The following is a 24,543-nucleotide window of genomic DNA, read 5'->3' as shown; positions in this document are numbered from 1 at the left end:
CGGTAGGGCCCCAGGCTCGGCCGTCGCCTAGGCCTCCGCCCGCAGCCGCCCCTCCCGTACCGCGGCGAGCAGGCGGTCGTGGTCGGCCTCGGTGCGGTCCGCGTACGTCACGGCGAAGTCCGCCACCGCCTCGTCCAGCTCGTCGTTCTTGCCGCAGTACCCGGCGATCAGGCGCGGATCGGCGCTGTGGGCGTGGGCGCGGGCGAGCAGGGCGCCGGTCATCCGGCCGTAGTCGTCGAGCTGGTCGGCGGCGAGGGCGGCCGGGTCCACGCTGCCCTTGCGGTTCCTGAACTGCCTGACCTGGAAGGGACGGCCCGAGATCGTCGTCCAGCCGAGCAGGAAGTCGCTGACGACCTGCATCCGCTTCTGCCCGAGCACGACCCTGCGGCCCTCGTGGCCCGCCGAGCCCCCGTGGCCGCCGCCGTCCCCCTGCTCCTTGAAGCCCGCCACCGGCAGATGCGGCAGCAGAGCCGAGGGGCAGGCCTCCTTGACCTGGAGGACCAGCGGCTCGCCCCGGTGGTCCAGGAGGAGGACCACATAGGAGCGGAGACCGACGCTGCCGGTGCCGACGACGCGGAAGGCCACGTCCTGGATCGCGTACCGGGCGAGGAGGGGCAGGCGGTCCTCGGTCAGGGTGGCGCGGTAGGGGCCGAGGGCGGCGGCGACCGCGGCGGCCTCGGCGTCCGGCACCCGCCGCAGCACCGGGGGCGCGTCGACGAACCGGCGCGCCGTGACGCGCCCCGCCGTGACGCCTGCCCGGCCGTCGAAGCCATCGGCACCGCCCGAGCCATCGGCACCGCCCGAACCGCCAACACCGCCCGAACCGCCAACACCGCCCGAACCGCCAACACCGCCCGAGCCGCCAACACCGCCCGAGCCCTCGTAGGCGTCGGGGACGGGCTCGGTCGCCTTGGCGGCGAAGCGGGCGCTGGTGTTCTGCCGGGCCTTCTCGGAGACCCGGTCGAGGGTGCCGAGCAGGTCGCGGGCGTCGGTGTGGGAGACGAGTTCCTCGTCGGCGATCGCGTTCCACGCGTCGAGCGCGGGCAGCTTGGCGAGGAGCCGCATGGTGCGGCGGTACGCGCCGACGGCGTCGTACGCGGCCTCCTTGCAGGCGTCCTCCTTGGCGCCGCCCTCGCGTCCCGCGAGGACCAGGGAGGTGGCGAGGCGCTTCACGTCCCACTCCCAGGGGCCGTGCACGGTCTCGTCGAAGTCGTTCAGGTCGATGACGAGGCCGCCCCGGGCGTCTCCGTAGAGCCCGAAGTTGGCCGCGTGGGCGTCGCCGCAGATCTGGGCGCCGATGCCGGTGAGGGGGGTGCGGGCCAGGTCGTACGCCATCAGGCCCGCGGCGCCCCGCAGGAAGGCGAAGGGGGACGCGGCCATCCTGCCGACGCGCAGCGGCGCGAGTTCCGGTATCCGGCCGCGGTTGGTCTCCTCGATGACCTGTACGGGGTCGGGGCGGTGGTCGTCCGGCGCGTACCGGGCGTGCGCGGAGCGCGGGGTGTGGGAGCGCAGGGCCTTGCCCTCGTGCTTGGGGCGGGCGGGGCCGGGATCTCCCGGCCCCGGGAGACGGGCGAAGCCGTCCACGTGCGGGAGGCGGCGCGCTGCCCCGCCCGCGCCGCGGGGCGCGGCTCCGCCTGCCGCCGCAGCCCCTGCTCCGGTCTCCATACGTATCGCTTCAGCGTCGGCGTCAGCCATTTTTCCCCGCCCCCCGGTCACGAACATCAGTGCGGGACGAAGGTACCGCCGGTGGACCGTGCCGCCCACCCCCGGCCCGGCCCTACGGAATCAGCCCTACGGAACCGCCCCCACCCGCGTCCGCCGGAACCCCTCCGTACGGAACCGCCCCGCGAGCTCCGCCTCCGCGCCGGCACCAGCTCCGGCTCCGGCTCCGGCACCGGCACCGGCACCGGCACCGGCACCCGCGAGGATCAGCAGATCGTGCCCCGGCCCAGCCGCCCCGACCTCGGGCCAGGTGGGCGCCGTCCCCGCGTGCCGCCCCCACGTCACCACGAGCGCCGGATCCGACAGCGACCGCAGGCTCAGGAACTTGTCCACGTGGCCGCCGCCGAGCTTCGGCGTGAGCACCTGGGCGGGTACGGGGGCGAAACCGAAGCGGGTCTTGAAGTTGAAGAGGCCCGGCTGGACGACATGGCCGAAGAGCGAGGGGTCGTTGCCCAGCGAGGCGTACGTGAGGCCCTGTTCACGGGCGAACTGGAGGGCCTCCGCGTACGCCGCCCGCATCACCCGGCCGGACCGGGCGTCCGCCGCCGACGCCGAGTAGCGCATCTGGAGCACCGACTCCTCGCGCCGTATCCACCACAGGGAGCCGACCAGCATGGCGCCGTCACGGGTGGTGACGCAGACGCTGACGTGCTCGTCGGCGCCCGCGAGCAGCCGGTCCCGGCCGCGCCGCGCGAAGTTCCGGCCCCGCGGCATACCGGCGATCTGCCGCTCGTACAGGACCAGGAACTCGTCCACCAACTCCTCGGTCAGGCCCACCCGGACGTCGAGCCGCAGCTCCTCGTCCTCGACGAAGCGGGTACCGAGGCGGATGTTGCGCCGCTCCGTGCCGGAGAGTCCCGCCTCGAAGGCGGCCCGGGACTCCCGTACGGGGGCGCACCAGTTCAGCCACTTCGGGCGGGCCACGAAGCCGAGGTCGGCCAGGCCCGCGTCGAGCCGCCCGGACGGGTCGGTGTCGGCATCGGCGAGCCGCACGATGTCGATCGGCGGCCCGTCCTCCGCCGCCCCCTGCCCCGTCCCCGTCCCCGTCTCCGCCGCCTTCCAGGCGTGGCTCTCCGCCTCCGCCCGGTCGACCGTGGCGATGACGAGGTGGTCCTGCTCAGCGATCTCCACTGGTGACTCCTTCTACAGCTGTGGACGCTCCTTGAGGGGTTTCCGTCCGCTGAAGGGCTTCGGGCCCCTGAGAGGCTTCCGTCCGCTGAAGGGCTCCGGGCCCCTGAGGGGTTTCCGGCACCCCCCGGCCCAACGGGCTCGCCCCCCGCCGCACATGTACCGCCCAGATCACGTTCGCCGTGGCCCAAAGACCCAGCGCCGGCAGCCAGTACCAGTAGCCGTCCAGGCGGCTGGCCCAGGCGTAGAGGAAGCCGGAGAGAGGAGCGGCCCCCGTGATGAACATGCGGATCGTGGCGTTGGCGCGGCCCGCGACATCGGCCGGGATGGTCTCCTGGCGGTAGGTGATGGACGCCACGTTGCTCACGGCGACGGCGAAGCACTCCACCATGAAGCCGACGACCCGTACGGGAAGGACCGGTACGGCGATCAGCGCCAGGCCCCCGAAGCCGATCAGCTGGCAGACCAGTATGCGGCGTTCGGGCGTCCACACGGGCAGGAAGTGCGGGGCCACCCGGCTCGCCCCCGCGCCCGTGAGCAGGCCGATCGCCATCACCGCGGAGATCACGGTGGTGTTCATGCCCTGGTCGCCGAACTCGGTGATCAGGGCGGGTTCCAGCTGCCCGATGGCCAGATTGGTCATCGACATGGTCACGACGAGCCAGAGGATCTCGCGCTTGCCGACCCAGCGGAAACCGATCGCGAGGTCACGGCGGATGTTGATTTTCTCGGGGCTCGCGGCGACCGCGGGCAGCAGCAGCGCGACACAGCCCGCGACCACGTACAGGAGCGCGATGCACAGCGTCGCGGCGGCGGGCCCGAGCAGGGTGAAGCCGACGCCGCCGAGGACCAGGCCGATGACCTTGGACAACTCGATGGCGGAGTTCAGCTTGGCCACGGCGACCGGTCTGCCGGGAGCGCTGATGAGCTTGGGGATCAGGACGAACTGCCCGGTGATCGCGCTCGCGACGCCGCCCACGCCGGAGAGCAGCACGAGCACCGCCACCGACACCTGACTGGACAGCGTGGCCGCGAGGAACACCAGGCACAGGGCCTGCTGGAGCTGCGCGAGCACGAAGATCAGGCGCTTGTCGAAGCGGTCGATGACCGAACCGAGGAACGGCGAACCCACGTAGGTGACCCCGCGCAGCGCGAAGGAGACGAGGGACAGCGCGACGGAGTCCGACTCGGCGAGGACCGCGAGCGGGATCACGATGCCGAGCTGCCAGTCCGCGACCTTGGAGACCATCGACGAGGTGATCAGGACGCGCAGGATCCGCTTGTCCCGCGGCGCCGGGGACTCGGGCGGGGTCGGAGACGGCGGCGGGGCCGGGGGCGGAGACGGAGGCGGGGTCGGAGGCGATGCCGTCATGCAGTCACGTCGCCGGGTCGCTCGGGACCGCCCAGGCGGCGGGCCAGCTCCGGGTGGGCGCACAGGGCGGCGAGGCCGCGGGCCGTGTTGGCCTCCACGCCGCCGTCGTCGACCTGGTGCACGATCCAGCCCCAGGAGTCCGCGTACTCGCGGAACAGCTTGGCCGTCTCGTCCTGCATCCGGCTGAACGACTCCTCGCTGCGCTCGCCCGCGGGACCGTAGTCCTCCAGGGCACCGACGGCGCCGTTCTGCGCGGTCCGCCAGCGGTACGCGTACGAGGACGGGCCGTCGACGAGGATGCCGACGTCGGGACGGAGCAGCGACGAGCCGAAGACCAGGTCGAGGAGGCCGCGCAGGGTGCGGGTCAGCTCGCCGACCGCGGCGGCGGCCGGGTCGCCGCCCTCGCCGCCCTCCCCCGTGCCGCCCTCCGCGGCCAGCCGCTCGGCGACCGCGAGTTCCTTCAGGACGTGCTTGATCGGGTACGACTCCTGGACCACGATCGCGCCCCTGGCCAGGGCCTTGCGGGTCACCTCGGAGGCGAGCAGCACATTGCCCGCGATCTCCACGAACGCGGCGGCGAGGGCGCCCGAGGCCTTGTTGCCCATGACGGGCTCGGCGGCGAGATGGCGCTCCCAGTCGTTGTCGCGCCAGTCGTCGTAGCCGCGGGGGATGTCCAGCGGCTCGCCATCGCGCAGACCGGCGCCGTACAGGGTGCGGAAAGACTCCAGCCAGAGCTGCTGGAGCGGCACCGCGGGCCAGGGCCCCGCGGTCTCCTCCAGGGCGGACCGCCAGGTGACGGTCACCACCTCCTGGCCGCTGCCGCGTACGCGCTCCTCGAAGGCGCGGCACAGCGTGCTCTTGCCGATGCCGTCGATGCCGAGGAAGGCGACGGTCAGGCCTTGGCTCTGGCTCATGGGGGTCTCTCCTAGTGTTCGTGGTACGGCGTCAGCAGGCGTCGCGCGGGTGGTACGGGCTCAGCACTCGTCGTCGAGCTGCCGCGTGATCTCCTCGACGTAGCAGCGCAGGCCCGTCACGCGGGCGCCGTCGACGGCCTTGCGCACGAGGCGGGCGGCGGCGGCGCGCGAGGTGTCCGCCGCCAGGGCCTGGGCGAGGATGAGTTCGTAGGTGACGGGGCGCGCGGAGTCCACCGACCAGGCGTACGTGACGCCGTCGACGTCGGGCAGTTCGAACCGGTCGAGCGTGCCCACGTCCGGGAAGTCGCCCAGCTCCTGCGGGTGGACGAAGAGCCGGGCCTCCAGGCAGTGCCGCGTACGGTCCACGGGGTGCGCGGCGGGGGAGACGGACTCGCCCCGGGCGATGCGGAGCTGGAGCTCCACGAGGTCGACCCGGCCCGTGCGGTCGCCGGAGCCGGTGAGGTCGCCGGAGCCGGTGGGGCCGGTGTCCAGCTGGCTCTCCGACATTCGATAGGCCAGCGGCAGCCTGCCGTTGACCTCCAGGAAGTAGTAGCGGTCCGGGCCGACGATGAACTCCACCGTCATGACGTTGGTCAGCCCGAACTCCCGTGCTACCAGGGCCGCGTCGGCACGCATGGCCGCGAGCACCTCCGCGTCGACGCCCGCGACGGGCGACGCCTCAAGGAGCTTCAGGCCGTCGGCCACGAGCAGGCTCTCGCGCTCGCCGAGAGGAAGGACGGTGCCCTCGTGGTCCACGGCGAGGGTGACGCCGACGACCTGGTTCACGGGCAGGTACTTCTCGACGTACCAGGAGGTCCCCTCAGGGCCCCCCGCGACCGCGCGCTCGATGTCGGCGTCGGTGTGGGCGATGCGCACGGCCTGTCCCCCGTAGCCGAACTCCGGCTTGAGGACGACCGGCAGGCCCATCCCGCGGACGTGCGCCCGCACCTCGTCGAGGCCCCGGCCCGAGGCGTGCGGGAGCACCGGGACGCCGATGCGGCGCGCGGCCTCGGCGGCCGCGGCCTTGCTGCCCGCGAGCCGCAGCGCCGCCGCCGACGGCCCCACGAAGGTGACGCCCTGCTCCTCAAGACCGGCCACGAAGTCGGCGTTCTCGGCGAGGGAGCCGTAGCCCGGATACACGGCGTCGACGCCGCAGCGGTCCACGGCGTCGAGGACCCGCTCGGCCGAGTCGTAGGTGTCGGGCAGGCCCCACCCGTCGACGGCGACCTCGGCGTCGGCCGCGGCGGCGTGGACGCCGGCCTGGGTGTCGGTACGGGCCGTGAGCGCGGTCGTGCGCAGGCCGAGGCCGCGGCAGGTCCGCGCGGCACGCACCGCGATCGCGGCGCGGTTGGCTATGAGGATGTGCTGCATGGGGTCGGGTCTCCTGTCGGGGCCGTCAGTGGCTGTCGGGGCCTGCCGGGGCCTGTCAGTGCCTGTGGGGGCCGGGCCTGTCAGTGCCTGTCAGTGCCTGTAAGGGGCAGCCGTGGGGCGGGCCAGGCGCTGGAACAGCCGCCCGCAGGACGTCGCGACGCGCCGGATCCGGGACTCGTCGTCGACGTCGGCGCTGTACTGCCACTTCAGCCGTACGGTGTCGGCGGCCGTCTCCGCGTAGACCTTGATGCGGTACGGCTGGGTGCGGTCGAGGGTCATCTCGGTGCCGACGTCGCCGTGGCGCGGCCGGAACGGGCCCGCGGTCTCCAGTTCGTGCATGTGCGAGCCGAGGAAGTTCAGATAGACGTCCGGGGCGGGCAGCGCGGCGAGCCGGTCCCGTACGGCCGCGTCGTCGTGCAGGTGGCGCAGGGCCCCCCAGGTTTGCTCCATGGCGCGGATCTCGGTGATCTGCGCCCGCAGCGCGGCGGCCGTCCGGGCGTCCCGGTCGCCGGGGTCGTCGGGGTCGCCTCCGGGCCGGACGGGGTCGTCGGGGTCACCTCCGGGGCCGTCGGGGTCGCCGGGGTCGCCGGGGCCAACCGGATCGTCGGGGCCGTCCGGATCGTCGGGGTCGTCCGGGTCGCCGGGGTCGTCGGGCAGGGCGAGGACGTACGGCGTGATGCTGTTGAGCCAGCCGACCGCGTCGAAGTGGCCGGGCCCGCCGGTGAGGTCGTTGCGGCCGTGGCGGCACACCTCGACGGCGCCGCCGCGGGTGCCCGACTCCTCGGCGAGGGCCGCCGCGAGGGCCGAGATCAGGAGTTCCTCCTGCTGCGCGGCGCTGCTGCCCGCGGGCAGCGGGACCTCCGTGTCGAAGGCCCTGATGTGGCTCAGGTGCATGCTGCCGCCGGGGCGGTCGGCGGGCAGCGGGGCACACCGCGACCAGGGCAGGGCCTCCCAGCGGCGTACGAAGAACGCGTCGAGCGGGCCGTTCGCGAACCGGCGCAGCGTGCCCGCGTGCGCGGCCCACGAGGACGCGGGGGCGGGCGAGACCGCCCCCTGCTCGGCGCCGACGGCCGCCGCGTACAGCACCCCGAGGTCCCGCGCGAGGATCTTCAGGGACATGCCGTCGGCGATGAAGTGGTGCAGGACGAGCAGCAGCCGGTGGCTCTCGTGCCCCGCGAAGAAGGCCGCCCGCCAGACGGGTCCTTCCCGCAGGCTCAGTGACTGCTGGAGGCGGTCGGCCTCCTTCAGGAAGGCCCGCTCGACAGCCCCTTCGCCGTCACCGGTGCCGGGGAGCTCGTGCCAGGTCAGGGGCGCGCGGGCCGTCCGGTCGGTGACCGGTACGGGCGCGTCGGCGGGCCCCGTGAGCCGGAGCCGCAGCGCGGGGTGCCGCTCGGCCAGCGCGTCCAGTGCCTCGCGCAGCGCGTCCCGGTCCACGGTGTCCGCGACGTCCAGGAGCAGCGAGACGTTGTAGTGGTCGGCGTCCCGGTAGTCCCACTCCAGGAAGCGGAGCTGCGCCGGGGACAGCGCGGTCGGCAGCTCGGCGGCGACCGCGGGGGTGGCGGAGGCGGAGGCGGCGGGTCCGCGCGCCTCGACCGTGTCCGCCAGTTCGCCGAAGGTCCGCGCACCGTACAGATCGGCGACGCGCAGCACGATGCCGAGGTCGCGGGCCCTGATGGTCATCTCCATCGCGCTGAGGCTGTCGCCGCCCAGCGCGAAGAAGTTGTCCTCGGCGGTGACGTCGGCGACGCCGAGGACGTCGCGCCACACCCCGGCGAGCCCGTCGGCCCCGGTGGACCGGGGCCGCGCCGCCTCGCGCAGCGCACGGCGGTCGGTCTTGCCGTTGGGGCTGAGGGGGATCTCGGGGACGGCGACGATGCGGTGGGGCAGGGCGTGGGCGGGCAGATGCCGGGCGAGGTGGGCACGCAGGCCGGCGCCGACGCCGTCCCCGACGCCGTCCACACCGCGCGCGCCCGGGTCCACACCGTGCGCGTCCGGGTCCACAGCGTGCGCGTCCGGGTCCACAGCGTGCGTGCCCAGGTCCACACCGAGCACGCCCACGTCCAGGCCCGCGCCCTCCGCGGACACGACATACGCCACGAGCCGCAACGCATGGTGCCCCCGCTCAGCGACGACAGCGGCGGCGCGGACCGACGGATGCCGCAGCAACCAGCCCTCCACCTCGGCCGGTTCGACCCGGTGCCCGCGGATCTTCACCTGGTCGTCGGCGCGCCCCTCGTAGGCGATCCGGCCGTCGGGCAGCCTGCGGCCCAGGTCGCCGGTGCGGTAGAGGCGCTCGCCGGGGCGGAACGGGTCGGCCGGGAAGCGTTCGGCCGTCAGCTCGGGCCGGTCGAGGTAGCCGAGGGCCAGACCGGGGCCGCCCAGGTGGATCTCGCCGGTCTCGCCGTCGGCACAGCGCTCGCCGTGGCGCAGGATCTCCACGACGGTGTGCGGCACGGGCCTGCCGATGGTGATGTCGGAACCGGACGGAGCGCCGATGGTGCTGTCGGAACCGGAGGGCGCACCGATGGTGGTGACGTCGGAACCGGACGGTGCTGTGCCGGGGCCCCCGGACGTGGGCACCCGCTCGTACAGCGAGAAGACGGACGTCTCGGTGGGTCCGTAGATGTTCCACAGCGCGCCCGCGGGCGCGAGGGCCTCCGCGAGGGCGGGCGGCAGGCTCTCGCCGCCCGAGACGATGCTGATCCCGCGCGGCGGCCGCCAGCCGTACGCGGTGAGCGCGGCGAACATCGACGGCGTACCCATCACGAACGAGGCCCGGCGCGCGTCGAGCGCCGCTTCGAGCAGTTCGGGGTCGCGGGCGACGGCCCGGTCGACCAGGTGCACCGTACCGCCGCTGATCAGCGGGAGCAGCAGTTCCAGTTGGGCGAAGTCGAAGGAGAACGCGGCCATGGCGAGCACCGAGTCGTCCGCCGTGAAGCCGAACGCGTCCCTGCTGTGCCGCAGGATGTTGACGATGCCGCGGTGGGCGAGGACGGCGCCCTTGGGGGTGCCGGTGGAACCGGACGTGTAGATGACGAAGGCCGGTCGGTCGGGGGCGCGGCCCACCGGCGCGGGCCCGGTGTCCGCCCCGGAGGGCGTACCCGGCGCGTCGTCGACGTGTACGAGCCGCGTCCCGTCCCCGTGCGCGGGCTCCGGCAGGCCCCGGCGCGTGAGGACGGCCGTCGGCCCGGCGTCCTCGATCATGAAGCGGAGCCGGTCGGCCGGGTACTCGGGGTCGAGCGGCAGATACGCGCACCCGGCGCGCAGCGCCGCGAGCAGCCCCGCCACCAGGTCGCGCGTCCGGTCCAGGTGGATGCCGACCCGGTCGCCTGGCCGCACCCCGGCCCGGCGCAACAGCACGCCGAGATCGTCCGCGCGGGCGAGCAGTTCGGCGTACGTCCAGGAGCCCGCCGCGTCCCGCACGGCGACGCGCTCGGGCGCACCCGCCGCCTGGGCGGCGACCAGCCCGTGCACGGTCTCCTCCGCGGCTCCCGGCACGGTCTCCGGCCCGGTCTCCGGCACGGTCTCAGGCACGGTCTCCGGCCCGGTCTCCGGCACCCCGAACGCCTCCCGGAACAGGGCGAGTTCCGCCTCCACCCCCGCCACGATGGAACCGGCCCGCTTGAACCCGTGCCGCTCGCCCTCGAACACCAGGTGCCGGTACGGCGCCGCCTCGGCCCGCACCCCCGCCAGGAACCGCTCGGCCTGCGCAGGCGGGCAGATCGGATCGGCACTGCCCTGGAGCAGCAGGAACGGCACGTCGACACGGTCGGCGGCGTGCGCGGGCGAACGCGTCAGATAGTCGTCCTCGGCCTCGGGCCAGGGGCCGACGAGGGTGTCCAGATAGAACGCCTCGAAGCCGTGGTTCTGGGTGTTCCGCCAGGTCACGGGGTCGAGGACGGGATAGTGCAGCGCCGCGCAGCGGTAGGTGTCGAGGGTGGTCAGAGAGACGGCGGCGGTCCAGCCGCCCGCGCTCGCCCCGCGGATGGCGAGCCGCTCGCGGTCGGCGGCGCCCTCCGCCGCGAGGGCCTCGGCGACCAGGGCGCAGTCCGCGACGTCGGCAATGCCCCAGGCGTGCCGCAGCCGTTCGCGGTACTGCCTGCCGAACCCGGTCGACCCGCCGTAGTTGACGCCGACGACACCGATCCCGCGGCTGGTGAGGAACGCGATCCGCAGGTCGTACGCCATGGGGAAGCGGCTGGTGGGGCCGCTGTGCGCGAACACCACGTACGGGGGCAGCTCACCGGGCGCGCCGGTGAAGCGGGGGTTGCGCGGCGGGAAGACGACGGCGTGCACCGGTCGCCCGTCCGGGCCGTGGAAGGTCCGGGCCTCGGGCACCGGAAGCAGGTCCGGGTGCACGGTGGCACGCGGCTCGGACAGGATCGTGTACGCACCGTCGGAGACGACGGAAGCGACGGAAGCGACGGAAGCGGCGGAAGCGGCGGAGGCGACGGAGGCAGCAGAAGCAGCGGAAGCAGAAGCAGCAGCAGAGGTGTCGACGCACACAGCAGTGAAGTCGCGGTCGGCCCGCGCGCCGATCGCGATCAGCCGGTGCCCGTCGCTCACGAGCAGCGGCTCCCACTCGGTGAACGGACAGGGCAGCGCCGTGAGTTCCCCGGTCGCGGGGTCGAGTACCGACAGGGCCGTGGAGTGGGTGCCGTGCAGGACAGCGAGGCGCCCGCCGGGCAGCGGGGCGCACCAGCTGAGCCCGATCTTCGTGAGCGCCCCGGCGAACTCCTCCTCGCGGGGGCACACCGCGGTCACGGACGCGCTGCCGCCGTCGAGGTCGGCCCGGTGCACGTTCCACCAGCCGGAACGGTCGGTGATCACGTAGAGGGAGCCGTCGTCGGTCCACTCGACCTGGGCGACGGACTCCCCGGACCCGCCCGCGACGACGCGCGCGGCGGCCAGGGTGCCGTCTGCACGGATCTCGGCGACGCAGGCCTCACTCGCGTCCCACGGCATCCGGGGGTGGTCCCAGCCGATCCAGGCGACGTGGCGCCCGTCCGGCGCGATCCGCGGCCCGGTCAGGAAGTCGTGCCCGGCCGCGAGTGTGCGCAGCGGACCGCCGTCACCGGCGGCCGAACCGTCCAACGGCACCGCCACCAGTTCCCGCACGGGAACCCCACCCGGAGCGGTCCGCTCCCGTACGCACCAGACCTCCGTCAGGGCCTGCCCCGCGGCGGCGGGCAGCACCGGGTCGACGAAGGCCGCCGCGGCCCCGGGCGCCGCCGGGGGCGTGAGCGGGCGCGGGGCGGCGTCGGGTGCGGCCGGGTCGTGGCGGTAGAGCCGCTGGTCGTCGGCGTGCACGAAGACGATCAGCGGGCCGTCCGCGGTGGCCGCGCCCGCCCAGGCCCGGCCGCCGTACTCCATGACCCGGCTGCGCACGTTCCACGGCGCGGGCAGGACGCCGCGCGCCCCGCCGCCGGGTTCGGCGCGCATGAGCGTCGTGCGCCCGCCCTCCTGGGGCAGCCGCTCCGACCACCAGATCTCGTCGCCGACGAACCCGGGCCAGTTCGGGTGACTGTCCGTCGCCGCGACGTCCGCCGCCGAAACGGGTGAACTCCATGCCCCGTAGGGAGCGGCCTGCCTCATGACTGCTTCCTTCCGCTTCCTACCGCGTCAGCGCACGGCGCGGAGCGCCCTCAGCACCAGCGATTCGTCCAGTCGTACGGGGTTGTTGGCGGCCCGCGCGGTCGAGCCGAGGCCCGCCGCGACGTAGTCCGGCAGCTCCCGCTCGGACAGGCCGTAGTCGGAGAGCCGCGGCGACCAGCCCGACTGCGTGAGCAGTTCGCCGAGCCCGGCGGGCACGTCCGCGACGTCGCGGCCGAAGGCCGCCGCCACCGCGTCGAGTTGCGCGCGGACGTGGGCCGGGCCCCGGTCGTCCTCGCAGTGGCTGCCGTACCGCTCGGTGTTGTACGCGAACAGCCACTGGAGGTTGAGCAGGCAGGCCACGCCGTGCGGCACGCCGTAGTGGCTGGTCAGCCGGTACGCGAAGGCGTGCGCCGCGGTGGTGCGGGTGACGTTGATGGCGCGGCCCGCGTCGATCGCCGCCCGTGCGAGCCGCTCCCGTACGGCGGGCGACGTGTCCTTGACGCCGTCACCGAGCGGGCCGGTGAGGGCGTCGAGGGCACGCAGCGCGTCGGTCCGCGAACCGGCCACCGAGCGGCGGGCCCACAGCGACTCGACGGCGTGGCACAGCGCGTCCATGGCGCAGCTCGTCGTGACCTCGGCCGGGCAGGTCGCGGTCAGCTCCGGGTCCACGACGGAGCGCGTCGCGGCGGCCGACGGGTGGTCGAAGGAGAACTTGCGCTCCCCGTCGAAGACCGTCGCGAACTGCGTCACCTCACTGCCGGTGCCGCTGGTGGTGGGGACCAGGACGAGGTCCCCGGCCACCGGCAGCGGGTCGGCGCCCGCGCCCAGGCAGGCACGGGCCGCGGCGGGGTCGGCGGGCAGGGCGCGCACCATCTTGGCGACGTCCATGGCGCTGCCGCCGCCGAGCCCCACGACGAGGTCGGGTTCGACGCGGTCGCGCAGGGCGCAGCCCGCCAGGACGTCGTCGAGCGCCGGGTTGGGCCGGAAGCCGGAGAACAGGTGGTGGCGCGGGGAGCCCAGCCAGTGCCCGAAGCCCGCCCGGCGCAGGCCGCCCTCGGTGGCCACGACCAGGACGCGGCGCGCGCCGGCGGAGTCGACCAGGGTGTCGAGTCCGCGCACCGCGCCCGCCCCGAACACCACCTCCACGCCTCCGGGTGCGTCCGGCGACACGGCCGGATCAGCCCCCACCGGAGTGCTCCTCGCCCCGCAGCCGTGCCGCGAAGCCCTCGCGGATGTCGGTCGTGGTCATGGCGGCCGTGGCCCGGGAGAAGGCGGACGCCCCCGCCTTCGCGACGGGGACGACGATCAGGTGCGGCCCGCCGCCGCCGAGCGCCGCGGCCAGGGCCTCCGTCACCGCGTCGGCGGTGTCGCAGACCCGCGCCGAGGCGTATCCGGCGCCCTCGGCGACGACGGCGAACCGGGTGGAGTGCGAGGTGGTGACCTGCCCGCCGGTCGACTCGTACGAGCCGTTGTCGAAGACGACGTGGACGAAGTTGTCCGGTGCCTCGGCGCCGACGGTCGACAGCGTGCCCAGATGCATCAGGGCGGCGCCGTCCCCGTCGAGGACCACGACCGGCGTGCCGGGTTGGCGCAGGGCGACGCCCAGGCCGAACGCGGCGGCGTGCCCCATCGAACCCTGCATGTAGAAGTGGCTCTTGGAGCCGGTGATACCGAACAGCTCGCGGGAGGTGTAGCCGGTGGTGGACACCACGGCGGCGCCCTCCAGGAGGTGCTCGATCGCCCGCAGCACCTCGACCCGGCCGAGCCCGTCCGCACGCGCGCGGGAGGCGGCACCAGCGTCGGGCTCAGCGGTTCCAGCGCCAGGCTCAGCGATTCCAGCGCCAGGCTCAGCAGTTCCAGCGCCGGACTCAGCCGCCACAGCGGCGGCCCCGGCGGCGACAGCCCCGGCGGACCCGGCCCCCGCGGCCTTCTCGATGGCCCCCTTCTGGGTGAGCACGAACACGGTCCGTCCCGCCGCCAGTTCGGCGTCCGCGCGGTCGAGCACGTCGGCGAGGTCCGCGGCCGTCGCGGTCGCGGGGACGGTCAGGTGCGGCACGTCCATCGCGTCGAGCAGCTTGTGCGTGGCCAGGCCCATCACCTCGTGCTGGGGCTCGTCCTGGCTCGGGTCGGGCCAGCCGCGCAGGCTCATGAAGACCAGGACCGGGATCCCGTACGTCGCCGTGAGCGAGGCCAGCGGGTTGACGAGGTTGCCGAGCCCCGAGTTCTGGGCGATGACCGCGGCGCGGTGACCGGCGACGGCGGCGCCCGCGGCGGCGGCGAGGGCCGCGCCCTCGTTGGCGGCCGGGAGGTAGACGCCGTCACGGGTCAGCCGCTCGATGGGGCCGCTGAAGTAGGAGCAGGGGACGCCCGCGACGAAGTCGAAGCCGCGGTCCGCGAGCGCCGTGCAGAAGTCGTCGTTGGATATCACGCTTCCAGGGCCAGCCAATCCTGAAGTCGCTGGAGAGCGAACACGTCGGACACGGGGGCGATCTCGGACTCGACACCGAGGGACGTGCCGTCCCGGTAGATGGTGCCGAAGGTGGTGCGCAGGGCCTGGACGGTGGCGCGCAGCCCCTGGTTGGCGTAGATCACGACGGAGACGCCGTGCTTGGTGGCCTCCGCGGCGGACCACTGCGGGTAGGTGGTCGGCACGATGACGACGGGCTTGCGGCCGTCCCAGCCGTCGAGGAACTCGACGATCTCGCCCTCGTCCTTCTTCTTGGAGTGGATCAGGATCGCGTCGGCGCCCGCGTCGGCGTAGGCCGTGCAGCGCTTGAGGGCCTCCTCGACGCCGAGGCCGTCGATGAGGGCCTCGGTGCGGGCGATGACGTAGAAGTCCTCGCCGCGCTGGGCGTTCTTGGCCGTCTCGATCTTCTGCGCGAAGTCGGCGAGCGGAAGCAGGGTCTGAGCGGCCTCCGCGAAGCTGTTCACCTTCGGGTACAGCTTGTCCTCCATGGCCACGGCGGTGATGCCCGCGGCCTCGTACTCGTGGACCATGTGCGCGACGTTCAGGTTGTTGCCGTAGCCGGTGTCCACGTCGGCGACGACGGGGATGTCGATCGCCTTCTGCATGTTGGCGGCCGCGGCCAGGTACTCGGTCATCGTCAGGACGCTGGCGTCCGGCAGGCAGCGCGAGGCGGAGACCTCCAGGCTGGAGGACCAGACCGCCTGGAAACCGGCCTGCTGGGCGAGCGTCGCGCCCATCGCGTCGTGTGCGCCCGCGACCCGTACCAGGTCGCCTTGGGACATGACTGCACGGAAGGAGGCCCGATGAGAGGTCAAGGTTGCTGCTCCTTTGGGTCTCGCCGGAGGCACGGTCGAGCGACCGTTTCCCGACGGCGGTTGGAAGGTGCGTCACGGCACACGGATGAGGTGCGTCACGGCACACGAATGAGGTGCGTTACGGCACACGAATGTGCGGCGGTGAACGGCGAAGAAGCGAGCGGACAGCAGGGGTCGCGGGCGCGGCGCCACGCCGGTGACGGTGGAGAAGGGGGGACGTCGGGCTAGGAGACGTCGGCGGCGATCCACGTGCGCAGCATCAGCCGCTGGTGGCCGTGGTCGCTGTCCTGGAACTCCACCCTGCCGTGCAGGGTCCACCGGTTGTCGATGAAGATCATCTCGCCTTCCCCGAGGCGGTCCTGTGACCGCAGCTCCGGGTCGTCGAGCAGCGCGTCGAACTGGTCGAACGCCTCGGTCTGGGCTTCGGTCAGAGGCGGGACGCCCTCCCTGCGGTGCCCGATCTCGATGTATTCGCGCAGGTAGTGGACGCGGTCCCGGCCGTCGTCGGTGTGCTGTAGGACGGGGCGGAGCACCGTGCGGGCGGCGCCGGGGGTGTCGTCGCGGGTGTCGAAGTACACGGGCCTGCGGAGCGTGTCGAGCACGTCGGGTTGCTCGCTCAGGCGCGCCACGACGTCGGCGAGCCGGACGAGCACGAGGTCACCGCCGACGGCGGCCTGGTGCACACAGGCGAGGGCGAAGTAGTCCGGCACGTCGGTGGGCCGGTGCGGGGAGTCGGTGTGCAGGCTGCCGCCGGTGCGGGAGTCCGAGTAGCGTCCGGTGGCGCCCTCACCGAGCTTGACGCCGCGGTAGCGGACCTCGCGCAGCAGGGTGCCCTTGCTGTCCTGCGGTACGAGGCCGCCGAGGGCCGCGGACGCGGTGACGGCGAACTCCCGGTACTCCTCCTCGTCGAAGTGGCCGAGGCCGGTCAGGACGAAGAAGCCGGGGTCGCCCTCCAGGTGGCGGCGGGCGTGGGGCAGCAGTTCGGCACGGAGCTCTTCGCGCGTAGCGCCCTTGCGCAGCTGCGCCGGGAGCTCGAAGCGCACCGGGTCGAAAGCGTGGTGCGTGGTCATGTGGTGGGCCTTTACGGAAGTGGGCCGTTACGGAAGTCGACTTACGGAGGTCGGCTCGCGGAGGTCGGCTCGCGGGACTCGGCTCGCGGGACTCGGCTTACAGAACCCGGCCGGACATGGCCGCGGGCGGCTCGATGCCCAGGAGGTGCAGACAGGTCGGCGCGATGTCCCGGAGGTCGCCGGACGGCGCGAGCGCGCGGTCGGCGCCGAGGAGCCACAGGGGCACGGGGCTGGTCGTGTGCCGGGTGCTCGGCGTGACGCCGTCGGCCTCGCGCATGGACTCGCCGTTGCCGTGGTCGGCGGTGACCAGGAGATACGCGCCGTGCTCGGCGGCGGCCGCGGCGATGTCCCGCAGGCAGGCGTCGACCACTTCGGCGGCCTGCCGCACGGCGTCGTAGTTGCCGGTGTGCCCGACCGTGTCGATGTTGGCGATGTTCGCGACCAGGAATTGGGCCTCGCCCGAGCGGAGTTCGCCGATCAGCCGCTCCGTGATCTCCCGCGCGGACATCTCGGGCGCGAGGTCGAAGCTCGGCACGTCGGTCCTGCTGGCCACCATGATGTGCCGCTCGCCGGCCTGGCGCTGCTGGGTGTAGCCGTTCAGGAGGTATGTGACGTGCCCGTACTTCTCCCGCTCGGCGATGTGCACCTGGGCGAGCCCGGCCGCGGCGACCGCCTGGGCCAGGGTGCCGTCCACGTGCTCCTGGTCGAAGACCACGGACGCCGGGATGTCGTCGCTGTACCGGGTCATCGTGGTCAGCGGGCGGCCGGTCGCGGCCAGCGCGGTGGCGAGCTGGCGCAGCCCGTCGGGGCGGAAGTTCGTCATGACGATCTCGTCGCCGGGCGCGATGCGGGGCGCGTCGAGGACGAGGGGCGGCAGATGCTCGTCCGTGACGCCGGCGGCGTAGTGCTCCTGGACCGCCGCCCGCCAGTCGCCGGTCGTGCCGGGGGCGCCGTTCGCTCCCGTGAGGGCGGCGACGACGCTCTCCGTGCGGTCCGCCCTGCCCGAGCGGTCCATGGCGAGCTTCCTGCCGACGACCGTGGCGAGCCGCGCGCCCCTCTTCTCCAGCTGCGCGAGGTCGTGCAGGGCGGTGCGGGCGGGTACGTCACGTCCGTCGCTGACGGCGTGGACGTAGGTACGGTCCGACCAGCCGTACTCCTCGGCCAGGTCGAGTACCGCGCCGATGTGGTCGATGTGCCCGTGGGCGCCGCCCTCGGAGGCGATGCCGATCACATGCACCGGGGTGCCCCCGGCGCGGGACCTGGCGAAGACGTCCGCCAGGGCGGGACAGCCGCGGAAGCCGCCCCCGGTGATCGTGTCGCGGATTTTCACCGAGGCCTGCGGAATCGTGCGGCCGGTGCCGATGGTGAGGTGTCCGACTTCGGAGTTCCCCACTTGTCCCGGTGGCAGTCCGACGACCGATCCCGACGCTTCGAGAAGGGTCGGGGGAACGTCCTCGGCCAGGCGGGAGATAAATGGAATATCTGCTTCCGACAGTGGATTGTGCTCACCTTCGGGAGCCCATCCCAGTCCGTCAAGCACAAGCAGCAGAAGGCGCTGCTTTGTGTCACCCACCTGAACCCCCGTGTGTTTTCCCTCGACATCCGAAGCAGCCGCCGAAGTGACCGGCGGAGCGGTCGGCGGAGCAGTCGACGAAGCAGCCGACCAAACAGCCGACGAAGCAGCCAATCAAGATCGCCGCAAGCTTCACCGAATGAACAGTGAGAGTCAAGAGGGTAACTTTGCGTTGCCAAACAAGTGAGCTAATGTCCAGTTTCGGACAGTTCTGGCGTTTGATTCTCAAAGAAACCGAAAGCTGCTGCTCGTCGAATCCAGTCGCCGATCAAGCACCATTGACGTGCAATGTCGGCACCGCTTAGTGTGCGTCGTCGTTGTGATCAAGTAGGGCGTCGGCGCCCGAATCCACACTGCCGCACCCGGCCTTTTCCACGCGATGGAACTCGTGACTCCGGCAGTGCCGCGGATGCCCGTACAGGCGGTCGCCCCACTTTCTCTCCCGCCTTTCACTAGGCGCCACAGACAGTTCCCCAGCACTTTCTTCACCGATAAATTCCGGTGTCCCGAGTGTCCCGAGTATCCCGAGTACCTCTAGGAGTTGCTTTGACAGCGCAGTCGAACGCCGGCGTCGGGGAAGCCGGGACCACCGTCACCAGGCGCCTCGTCATCGCCGACATGGCCCACCAGTACTCGGTCGCCCCGGTCGCCGATGCCCCGGTCCTCGTGGCCGAACTCGCCGCCGAAGCCGGTGACGGGACCCGGGCCATGGAGTTCCTGCGACCCGGGCAGACCGCCTCGGGAGCCCTGTCGGCAGTCCGGGCGACAGGACAGATCCAGCCACTCGCTCCACCCGCCGCACCCCTGCCGACCTGGTCCTGCACCCACTTCCCGACAGATTTCACCGCCTATCTGGCCAACGCCCTCGCGGCAACGGACGGAATCGAGAATTCCGCCTCCGCGACCCTTTCCGCCCTCAGTCCGCTGCTGCTCCTGCGCACGCACACGACCGCCTCGGGCCCCTTCACCGAAGTGCTGATATGCGCCCGGTACCGTGCGCACGGCACCCTGTTCGTGAGGACGGCGCGATTCGCGCACGCCGCCGACATCTCTCTCGCCGACCTCGTCGCCCGCGCCCTGGAGTACCGCACGGTGCTCCAGGACCACATGCGGATCGAGAGCAACGCCTATATCAACTGCGAAGAGGACATCGAGATCGAGCAGAAGGTCACCCTGCTCGACGAGGCCTCCATTTGGTCCCTCACCAAGGACATGTGGACGGCCGTGGAAGCAGGCGACTTCCCCGGCTTCATCACCTACCCCGGCTACGAACTGACCCGCTGGCATTTCGTCCAGCACAACTTCGAGGTCACCGGGCCCGCCGAAGAAGTCGGTCACTACGCCTTCCAGGAGAATCCCGGCAACCGCTACCAGCTCAAGATGAAGAAGTTCCCGGCCGACGCCCTGCGCCGCCAGGAGACCTTCCGCAAGGGCGTCGAGGTTCCCGGTGGCGACTTCGAGGCGTACCTGGCCCGGGAGTTTCCGACACTGAGCTTCCGGCGCCTTCCGAGCTTCCGCCGCACCCGCTTCGACGTGAATGTGCACTCCCTGGCGACCGGCCACGGCTTCGGCATCGAGACGGACGAGGTGACCGTCGACGCGGCCGGCGGGCGCAAGCTGCGACAGGTCGAGATGGAGTACCTGGAGACGTACCGCCACGAGGGGCTCGACGCCACCACGATCGACGACGAGATGGAGCGCCTCACGCGCCTGGTGGAGGCCCACCTCGCCAAGGCCGGTGTCGCCAGCGAGCGCAACCACTACTCGAAGCTCTCGTTCCTGCGGGACTGCGTGGCGGCCGGCGCGACGGCCCCGTCACCCACCCCTCAGCCCTGACCTCCTGACTTCCTGACCCCTGGCCTCCGGCCTCCGGCCTCTGACACCTGGCCTCTGGCACCTGGCCTCTGACACCTGGCCTCTGGCCTCTGGTCCGGCAGGACGATTCTGGATGATTCCGGACGATTAAGGACGTGCGGCGTGAAGACAAGCCGACGGGGCATCCGCTCCTTCCGCGACATCACCCATGGCGATGTCGACCTGCGGCGCCCCATCGTGACGCTGTTCAGCGGCGGTCTGGACAGCTCCTACCTCCTGTACCGCCTGGTGCAGGCGGGCGCCACCGACGTGCACGCCCTGAGCGTGGCGGTGGGCGGTGACGAGGAGCGGGCCCACATCGAGCGGATCACGACCGCGCTCGGGGTGCGGCTGCACCTGGTGGACGGCCGGGCCGCGTTCGCCGAGGAGTTCGTACGGCCCGCGATCACCGCGCACGCCGTGTACCTGGACACGCACCCCGTCAGCTCCACCCTCAGCCGCCCGCTGATCGCCCGTACCGCCACCGAGGTGGCCGGGGACCTCGGCGCCGGAGTGGTCCTGCACACCGCCAACCGCTCGCAGAACACCCTGCGCAGGCTGAACGGCGCCCTGGAACAGCTCGGATTCGAGGGGCACTTCGGCAGCCCCTACGACCTGGAGCCGGTGGACCGCGAGCAGAAGATCAAGGAGCTGCGGCACATCGGCCTCGACGAGATGGCGGAGCGGTCGGCCAGCGGCGACTCCAACCTGTGGTGCCGCGAGTTCGAGTCCGGCGTCCTCGACGACCCCGAGGACCACGCCGTACCCGAGAGCTTCTACCGCTGGAGCGCGCGCAGGGACCCGGGCGCACCACCCGCGCCACGGAGCCTGACCGTCACGTTCCGCTCCGGGGCGCCGGTGGCCGTCGACGGGGACGAGCTGTCCCTCACCGATGTCATCGCCCGCCTGAACCCGCTCGTGGGCGCCCACGGCCTCGGCCGGTACACCGGCCTCGAGCACCTGCCCGGCGGCATCAAGGTCCTGGAGGTCCGCGAGATGCCGGCGGCCTGGCTGCTGCTCACCTCGCGCCGCCACCTGGAGACGGCAGCCCTGGACGCCGAGGTGCTCAGGGAGAAGCTGCACATGGAGCAGCTCTGGGTGCGCGAGGCGCTCGAAGGCCGCTGGTTCGGCGAACTCCGCGCCGCCTGCCAGGCGTTCATCACCGAGGCCGTCCTCCCGGTCACCGGCTCGGTGACCTGGCGGCTCGACGGCGCCCGGACCGCGACCACCGCCATCGTCGCGGACGCTCCCCGCTACGTACGCGACCGGGAGCACTGGGAGCAGGCCTCCATCAGGGACGAGCTCTCCCACCTGGGCGAGGGCTCGCAGACCGCAGACAGGGACGTGCAGTGGTAGACCCGGAACAGACCTCGACCGCCACGGCAGCCACCACCGAAGCCGCCGCCGACACCCCCGCCCACCTCGACCCGGCCGCGAGCCCCGCCCACCCGGACCGGCGCCTCGTCCTCATCGATGCGGACGTGGCCGCGGCACGGACGGCGCACTCCCTGCCGTACCAGACGTTCTTCGTGCAGCGCCCCGGCGCCCCCGTACAGGACCTGGTCGACGACCACTCCGGCTACTACACGGTGGAGTTCACGCACGAGCACGAGCACGGGTACGAGCAGGAGCAGGAGCACGGGCACGAGCACGACCCGGCACCGAAGGAGTTCGCCGACTTCGTCGACCAGGTGCTGCGCCCGCTCTCGCCCATGGCGGTGGTCGGCCTGTCCCCGGCGGGGCAGCGGGCCGCCGCGGTGGCGAACTCCCTGCTCGGCACGGGCGGCATCCCGGCCGAGGACCTGGAACGCCTGACGAGGCCCGCGCCCTCCGTCACACCGGCCTCCGCACCGACCGGCCTCCGCGGCTCCGCGGGGACCCCGACGGCGAAGCCCGGCGCCCTCTTCATCAACCACCACTCCTACTCCCACTTCCACCGCGACGGCCGCCACTTCCTGCCGACGTCGGAGCTGGACGTCCACCTGGTGACCCGCAACCAGTTCCACGGTGGCGTCCGCGGGCTCGCGGAGAACCCCGTCACCCAGGTCGCGATGTGCGACCCGGAGGAGGAGGACCGCTGGCGCGCCGCCTGCGAGTGGACGCTGCGCAACCACCCCGTCGGCCGGGTCGTCGCCGTGCACGAGCGCGCGGTGCTGCTCGCGGCGGAGATGCGCTCGAAGTTCGGCCTTCCGGGGATGGACTTCGCGACCGCGACGCTCTTCAGGGACAAGCTGCGGATGAAGGAGGCGGTGCGCGCGTCCGGAGCGGCCGTGGTGCCCGACTTCTCGGCGCTCGACACCCCGGACGACCTCCTGAACGTGGACTGGAGCACCGGCCGCAAGGTCATCAAGAGCCGCTGGGGCCTGGCCGCCAAGGACCTCTTCATGGTCGACACGCTCGACGAGGCCCGGGAGGTCGTCGCGGGCCTCGACCTCTCCGGTGCGCACTACGGCATCGAGGAGTTCGTCACGGGCCGGATCTACCACTGCGACTCCGTGGTGCGGGACGGCGAGATCCGCTTCAGCAGCGTCGGCGGCTATCTGACCGACCCGGCCGGGTACCGGCCCGGCGGCATCTTCGGCACCGTCCTGGTGCGCGAGGGCGAGCTGGCGAAGCGCATCACCGAACTCAGCGCGGCGGTGCTCGCCGCCCTGGGGATCAAGGACGGCACCACGCATCTGGAGCTGTTCCACACGCCCGCCGACGAGCTGGTCTTCTGCGAGGTGGCGGGCCGCCCGCCGGGCGGCGTCATCCCGCCGGTCATCGAGTGGCAGTACGGCTTCAACATCGTCGAGGCGCAGATCCGCCTGGACGCGGGCCTGGACGTCTCCCTCGGCACCCGGGACACCCAGGGCACCGACCCGGCGGCTCCGGGCGGCGGCACCTGCGGGTTCATCGCGTTCTACCCGGGCGGCGACGAGGGCCACGGCATCCCGCAGGGCCGCCTGAAGGAGCTGGGCGTCGTCGAGCACATCGCGACCAGTGGCGCGGGCAACGGCCGCGGCGGCGTCCGCCACTCGACGGACTTCCTCGACTCGTACGTGATCAAGGCTCCGGACGACGAGACGCTGCTGCGGCGGATCGACGACATCCAGGACGAGTACCGGACCAAGGACGCGAACCGGCGGTGACCGGCCCCGGGGCGGCCCGCACGGCGGCGCCGCCCCACTCGGCATGACATAGGTCACAGCAGCCGACACGCCCAAAGCGAAACGGCCGCCATCGTGGATCACGATGACGACCGTTTCGTCGTGGTGCGCGAGGGGGGAGTTGAACCCCCACGCCCTTTCGGGCACTGGAACCTGAATCCAGCGCGTCTGCCTATTCCGCCACCCGCGCATGGGTGTTGTCTTTGGGTCTCTCACTGTGTGGTGCGAGCGCCTGCCGACATCCAGAAGATTAGCACGCTGGGAAGGGTGGATTCACATCCGTATTCGGGGGCACCTGCGAGCCGAGGAGCAGCGCCGGAGTACGCCACCCGGACGAGGGCGGGACGAGATCCGGCCGAACCCCCCGCCCGACGCAACCGAGCCGCCCGTCAAGTCCTCCTCCCAGGTCCACAGCCGGGTGCGGGACACTGTCGTCGGACCCCCTCTACGATCCCTGTTAAGAGGGAACCCGGAGGATCGCGGAAGACCGGTGCGGGCAGGCCTTGTGAGAGGCGACACTCGTGGTCTGGGCGGACAGGGGGAACCACCTGATTTCCCGGCGCGTGGATACGATCAGTAAGCAGTACGAGGATGACAACGACGGAGGAGGTGCCTCATGGGAGTCCTGAAGAAGTTCGAGCAGCGACTCGAAGGTCTGGTCAACGGCACCTTCGCCAAGGTCTTCAAGTCCGAGGTCCAGCCCGTCGAGATCGCCGGCGCGCTCCAGCGCGAGTGCGACAACAACGCGACGATCTGGAACCGCGAGCGGACCGTGGTGCCGAACGACTTCATCGTGGAGCTCAGCACGCCCGACTTCGAGCGGCTGAGCCCCTACTCCGGACAACTCGGCGACGAGCTCTCCGGCATGGTGCGCGAGTACGCGAAGCAGCAGCGCTACAGCTTCATGGGACCCATCAAGGTCCACCTGGAGAAGGCGGAGGACCTGGACACGGGCCTCTACCGGGTGCGCAGCCGCACGCTCGCCTCCAGCACGTCGCAGACACCCGAGCGCGCTCCCGGCGGCCCCACGGGCCCCGGCGGGCCCGCCGCCCCGGGCGGCGGCCCCACGAGCGCGGGCCGGGCCCCCGGCGGCTTCGGCTCCCCGCAGGGCCCCTCGGGCGCTCCTCCCATGCCTGCCGCGCCGCCTCCCGGCGCGGGTGCGGGCCGCGGCGCGGGGCAGGCGCCGGGGAGACCACCGGGGCCCGGCGCCGGCGCCTCGGGCGCGCAGGTGCGGCGCTGGATCGAGATCAACGGCAACCGCCATCAGATCTCCCGCCCGACGCTGGTGCTGGGCCGCAGCACCGACGCCGATGTGCGGATCGACGACCCCGGCGTCTCGCGCCGGCACTGTGAGATCCGGACCGGAACGCCCTCGACGATCCAGGATCTCGGGTCCACCAACGGCATCGTGGTGGACGGGCAGCACACCACCCGCGCTACGCTCCGCGACGGCTCGCGGATCGTCGTGGGCAGCACCACCATCATTTACCGGCAAGCCGAAGGGTGAAGCGGG

15 protein-coding genes and 1 tRNA gene are annotated in these 24,543 nt (G+C 72.6%); 4 read left to right on the top strand and 12 right to left on the bottom strand.

What is annotated here, in order from left to right; genetic code table 11:
* Window positions 1–27: 27 nt before the first annotated feature.
* The 11 genes from GPA10_RS42935 to gpmI form a co-directional block, all read right to left on the bottom strand.
* On the bottom strand, window positions 28–1,665 hold the full coding sequence (locus tag GPA10_RS42935) for a DUF2252 domain-containing protein (protein ID WP_246260071.1): 1,638 nt from the start codon (window positions 1,663–1,665) through the stop codon (window positions 28–30).
* 126 nt (window positions 1,666–1,791) lie between these two features.
* On the bottom strand, window positions 1,792–2,853 hold the full coding sequence (locus GPA10_RS30425; protein WP_157168275.1) for a hypothetical protein: 1,062 nt from the start codon (window positions 2,851–2,853) through the stop codon (window positions 1,792–1,794).
* Window positions 2,840–4,222: an MFS transporter gene (locus GPA10_RS30420; protein WP_157168274.1), complete on the bottom strand. Its 1,383-nt coding sequence runs from the start codon at window positions 4,220–4,222 to the stop codon at window positions 2,840–2,842. The genes GPA10_RS30425 and GPA10_RS30420 overlap by 14 nt, the downstream gene beginning before the upstream one ends.
* Window positions 4,219–5,136 carry a hypothetical protein gene (locus GPA10_RS30415; RefSeq protein WP_157168273.1) on the bottom strand — a complete coding sequence of 306 codons (918 nt, stop codon included), beginning with the start codon at window positions 5,134–5,136 and terminating at the stop codon, window positions 4,219–4,221. The genes GPA10_RS30420 and GPA10_RS30415 overlap by 4 nt, the downstream gene beginning before the upstream one ends.
* Window positions 5,137–5,196: 60 nt before the next feature.
* Entirely contained in the window at window positions 5,197–6,507 is a 1,311-nt protein-coding gene (locus GPA10_RS30410; RefSeq protein WP_157168272.1) for a biotin carboxylase N-terminal domain-containing protein, read from the bottom strand.
* Window positions 6,508–6,597: 90 nt separating this feature from the next.
* Window positions 6,598–12,102: a non-ribosomal peptide synthetase gene (locus tag GPA10_RS43835; RefSeq protein ID WP_157168271.1), complete on the bottom strand. Its 5,505-nt coding sequence runs from the start codon at window positions 12,100–12,102 to the stop codon at window positions 6,598–6,600.
* 27 nt (window positions 12,103–12,129) lie between these two features.
* Window positions 12,130–13,290 carry an iron-containing alcohol dehydrogenase gene (locus GPA10_RS30400; protein ID WP_157168270.1) on the bottom strand — a complete coding sequence of 387 codons (1,161 nt, stop codon included), beginning with the start codon at window positions 13,288–13,290 and terminating at the stop codon, window positions 12,130–12,132.
* Entirely contained in the window at window positions 13,280–14,530 is a 1,251-nt protein-coding gene (gene aepY, locus GPA10_RS30395; RefSeq protein WP_343041490.1) for a phosphonopyruvate decarboxylase, read from the bottom strand. Before aepY ends, GPA10_RS30400 begins: the two co-directional genes overlap by 11 nt.
* Window positions 14,527–15,351 carry an isocitrate lyase/phosphoenolpyruvate mutase family protein gene (locus GPA10_RS30390; RefSeq protein WP_058850090.1) on the bottom strand — a complete coding sequence of 275 codons (825 nt, stop codon included), beginning with the start codon at window positions 15,349–15,351 and terminating at the stop codon, window positions 14,527–14,529. The genes aepY and GPA10_RS30390 overlap by 4 nt, the downstream gene beginning before the upstream one ends.
* Before the next feature lie 257 nt (window positions 15,352–15,608).
* Entirely contained in the window at window positions 15,609–16,454 is an 846-nt protein-coding gene (locus tag GPA10_RS30385; protein ID WP_157168268.1) for a TauD/TfdA family dioxygenase, read from the bottom strand.
* A gap of 97 nt (window positions 16,455–16,551) precedes the next feature.
* Window positions 16,552–18,027, bottom strand: coding sequence for a 2,3-bisphosphoglycerate-independent phosphoglycerate mutase (gene gpmI, locus GPA10_RS30380; RefSeq protein WP_343041489.1), 1,476 nt, complete (start codon window positions 18,025–18,027; stop codon window positions 16,552–16,554).
* Between the two features lie 546 nt (window positions 18,028–18,573).
* Here gpmI and GPA10_RS30375 point away from each other — a divergent pair.
* From GPA10_RS30375 to GPA10_RS30365, 3 genes are all read left to right on the top strand, one after another.
* Window positions 18,574–19,863, top strand: a complete 1,290-nt coding sequence (locus tag GPA10_RS30375) for a hypothetical protein (RefSeq protein WP_157168266.1) — start codon at window positions 18,574–18,576, stop codon at window positions 19,861–19,863.
* A gap of 141 nt (window positions 19,864–20,004) precedes the next feature.
* Entirely contained in the window at window positions 20,005–21,237 is a 1,233-nt protein-coding gene (locus GPA10_RS30370) for an argininosuccinate synthase-related protein (protein ID WP_343041488.1), read from the top strand.
* Window positions 21,231–23,012 carry an ATP-grasp domain-containing protein gene (locus tag GPA10_RS30365; RefSeq protein ID WP_157168265.1) on the top strand — a complete coding sequence of 594 codons (1,782 nt, stop codon included), beginning with the start codon at window positions 21,231–21,233 and terminating at the stop codon, window positions 23,010–23,012. Before GPA10_RS30370 ends, GPA10_RS30365 begins: the two co-directional genes overlap by 7 nt.
* Window positions 23,013–23,133: 121 nt before the next feature.
* Here GPA10_RS30365 and GPA10_RS30360 read toward each other — a convergent pair.
* Window positions 23,134–23,220: transfer RNA gene (locus tag GPA10_RS30360), tRNA-Leu, on the bottom strand.
* 426 nt (window positions 23,221–23,646) lie between these two features.
* On the opposite strand from GPA10_RS30360, the gene GPA10_RS30355 reads away from it, so the two are divergent.
* Entirely contained in the window at window positions 23,647–24,537 is an 891-nt protein-coding gene (locus GPA10_RS30355; protein ID WP_058850084.1) for an FHA domain-containing protein, read from the top strand.
* Window positions 24,538–24,543 lie beyond the last annotated feature (6 nt).

This window comes from Streptomyces typhae, from assembly GCF_009755605.1.
Taxonomy (GTDB): domain Bacteria; phylum Actinomycetota; class Actinomycetes; order Streptomycetales; family Streptomycetaceae; genus Streptomyces; species Streptomyces typhae.
This window is presented reverse-complemented; position numbering and strand designations above follow the sequence as displayed.

Bases quoted from the DNA above. Each gene is read 5' to 3' on its own strand.
- GPA10_RS42935 (WP_246260071.1), bottom strand. From the start codon at position 1,665: ATGGAGACCGGAGCAGGGGCTGCGGCGGCAGGCGGAGCCGCGCCCCGC.
- GPA10_RS30420 (WP_157168274.1), bottom strand. From the start codon at position 4,222: ATGACGGCATCGCCTCCGACCCCGCCTCCGTCTCCGCCCCCGGCCCCG.
- GPA10_RS30415 (WP_157168273.1), bottom strand. From the start codon at position 5,136: ATGAGCCAGAGCCAAGGCCTGACCGTCGCCTTCCTCGGCATCGACGGC.
- GPA10_RS30410 (WP_157168272.1), bottom strand. From the start codon at position 6,507: ATGCAGCACATCCTCATAGCCAACCGCGCCGCGATCGCGGTGCGTGCC.
- GPA10_RS43835 (WP_157168271.1), bottom strand. From the start codon at position 12,102: ATGAGGCAGGCCGCTCCCTACGGGGCATGGAGTTCACCCGTTTCGGCG.
- GPA10_RS30390 (WP_058850090.1), bottom strand. From the start codon at position 15,351: ATGTCCCAAGGCGACCTGGTACGGGTCGCGGGCGCACACGACGCGATG.
- GPA10_RS30385 (WP_157168268.1), bottom strand. From the start codon at position 16,454: ATGACCACGCACCACGCTTTCGACCCGGTGCGCTTCGAGCTCCCGGCG.
- GPA10_RS30355 (WP_058850084.1), top strand. From the start codon at position 23,647: ATGGGAGTCCTGAAGAAGTTCGAGCAGCGACTCGAAGGTCTGGTCAAC.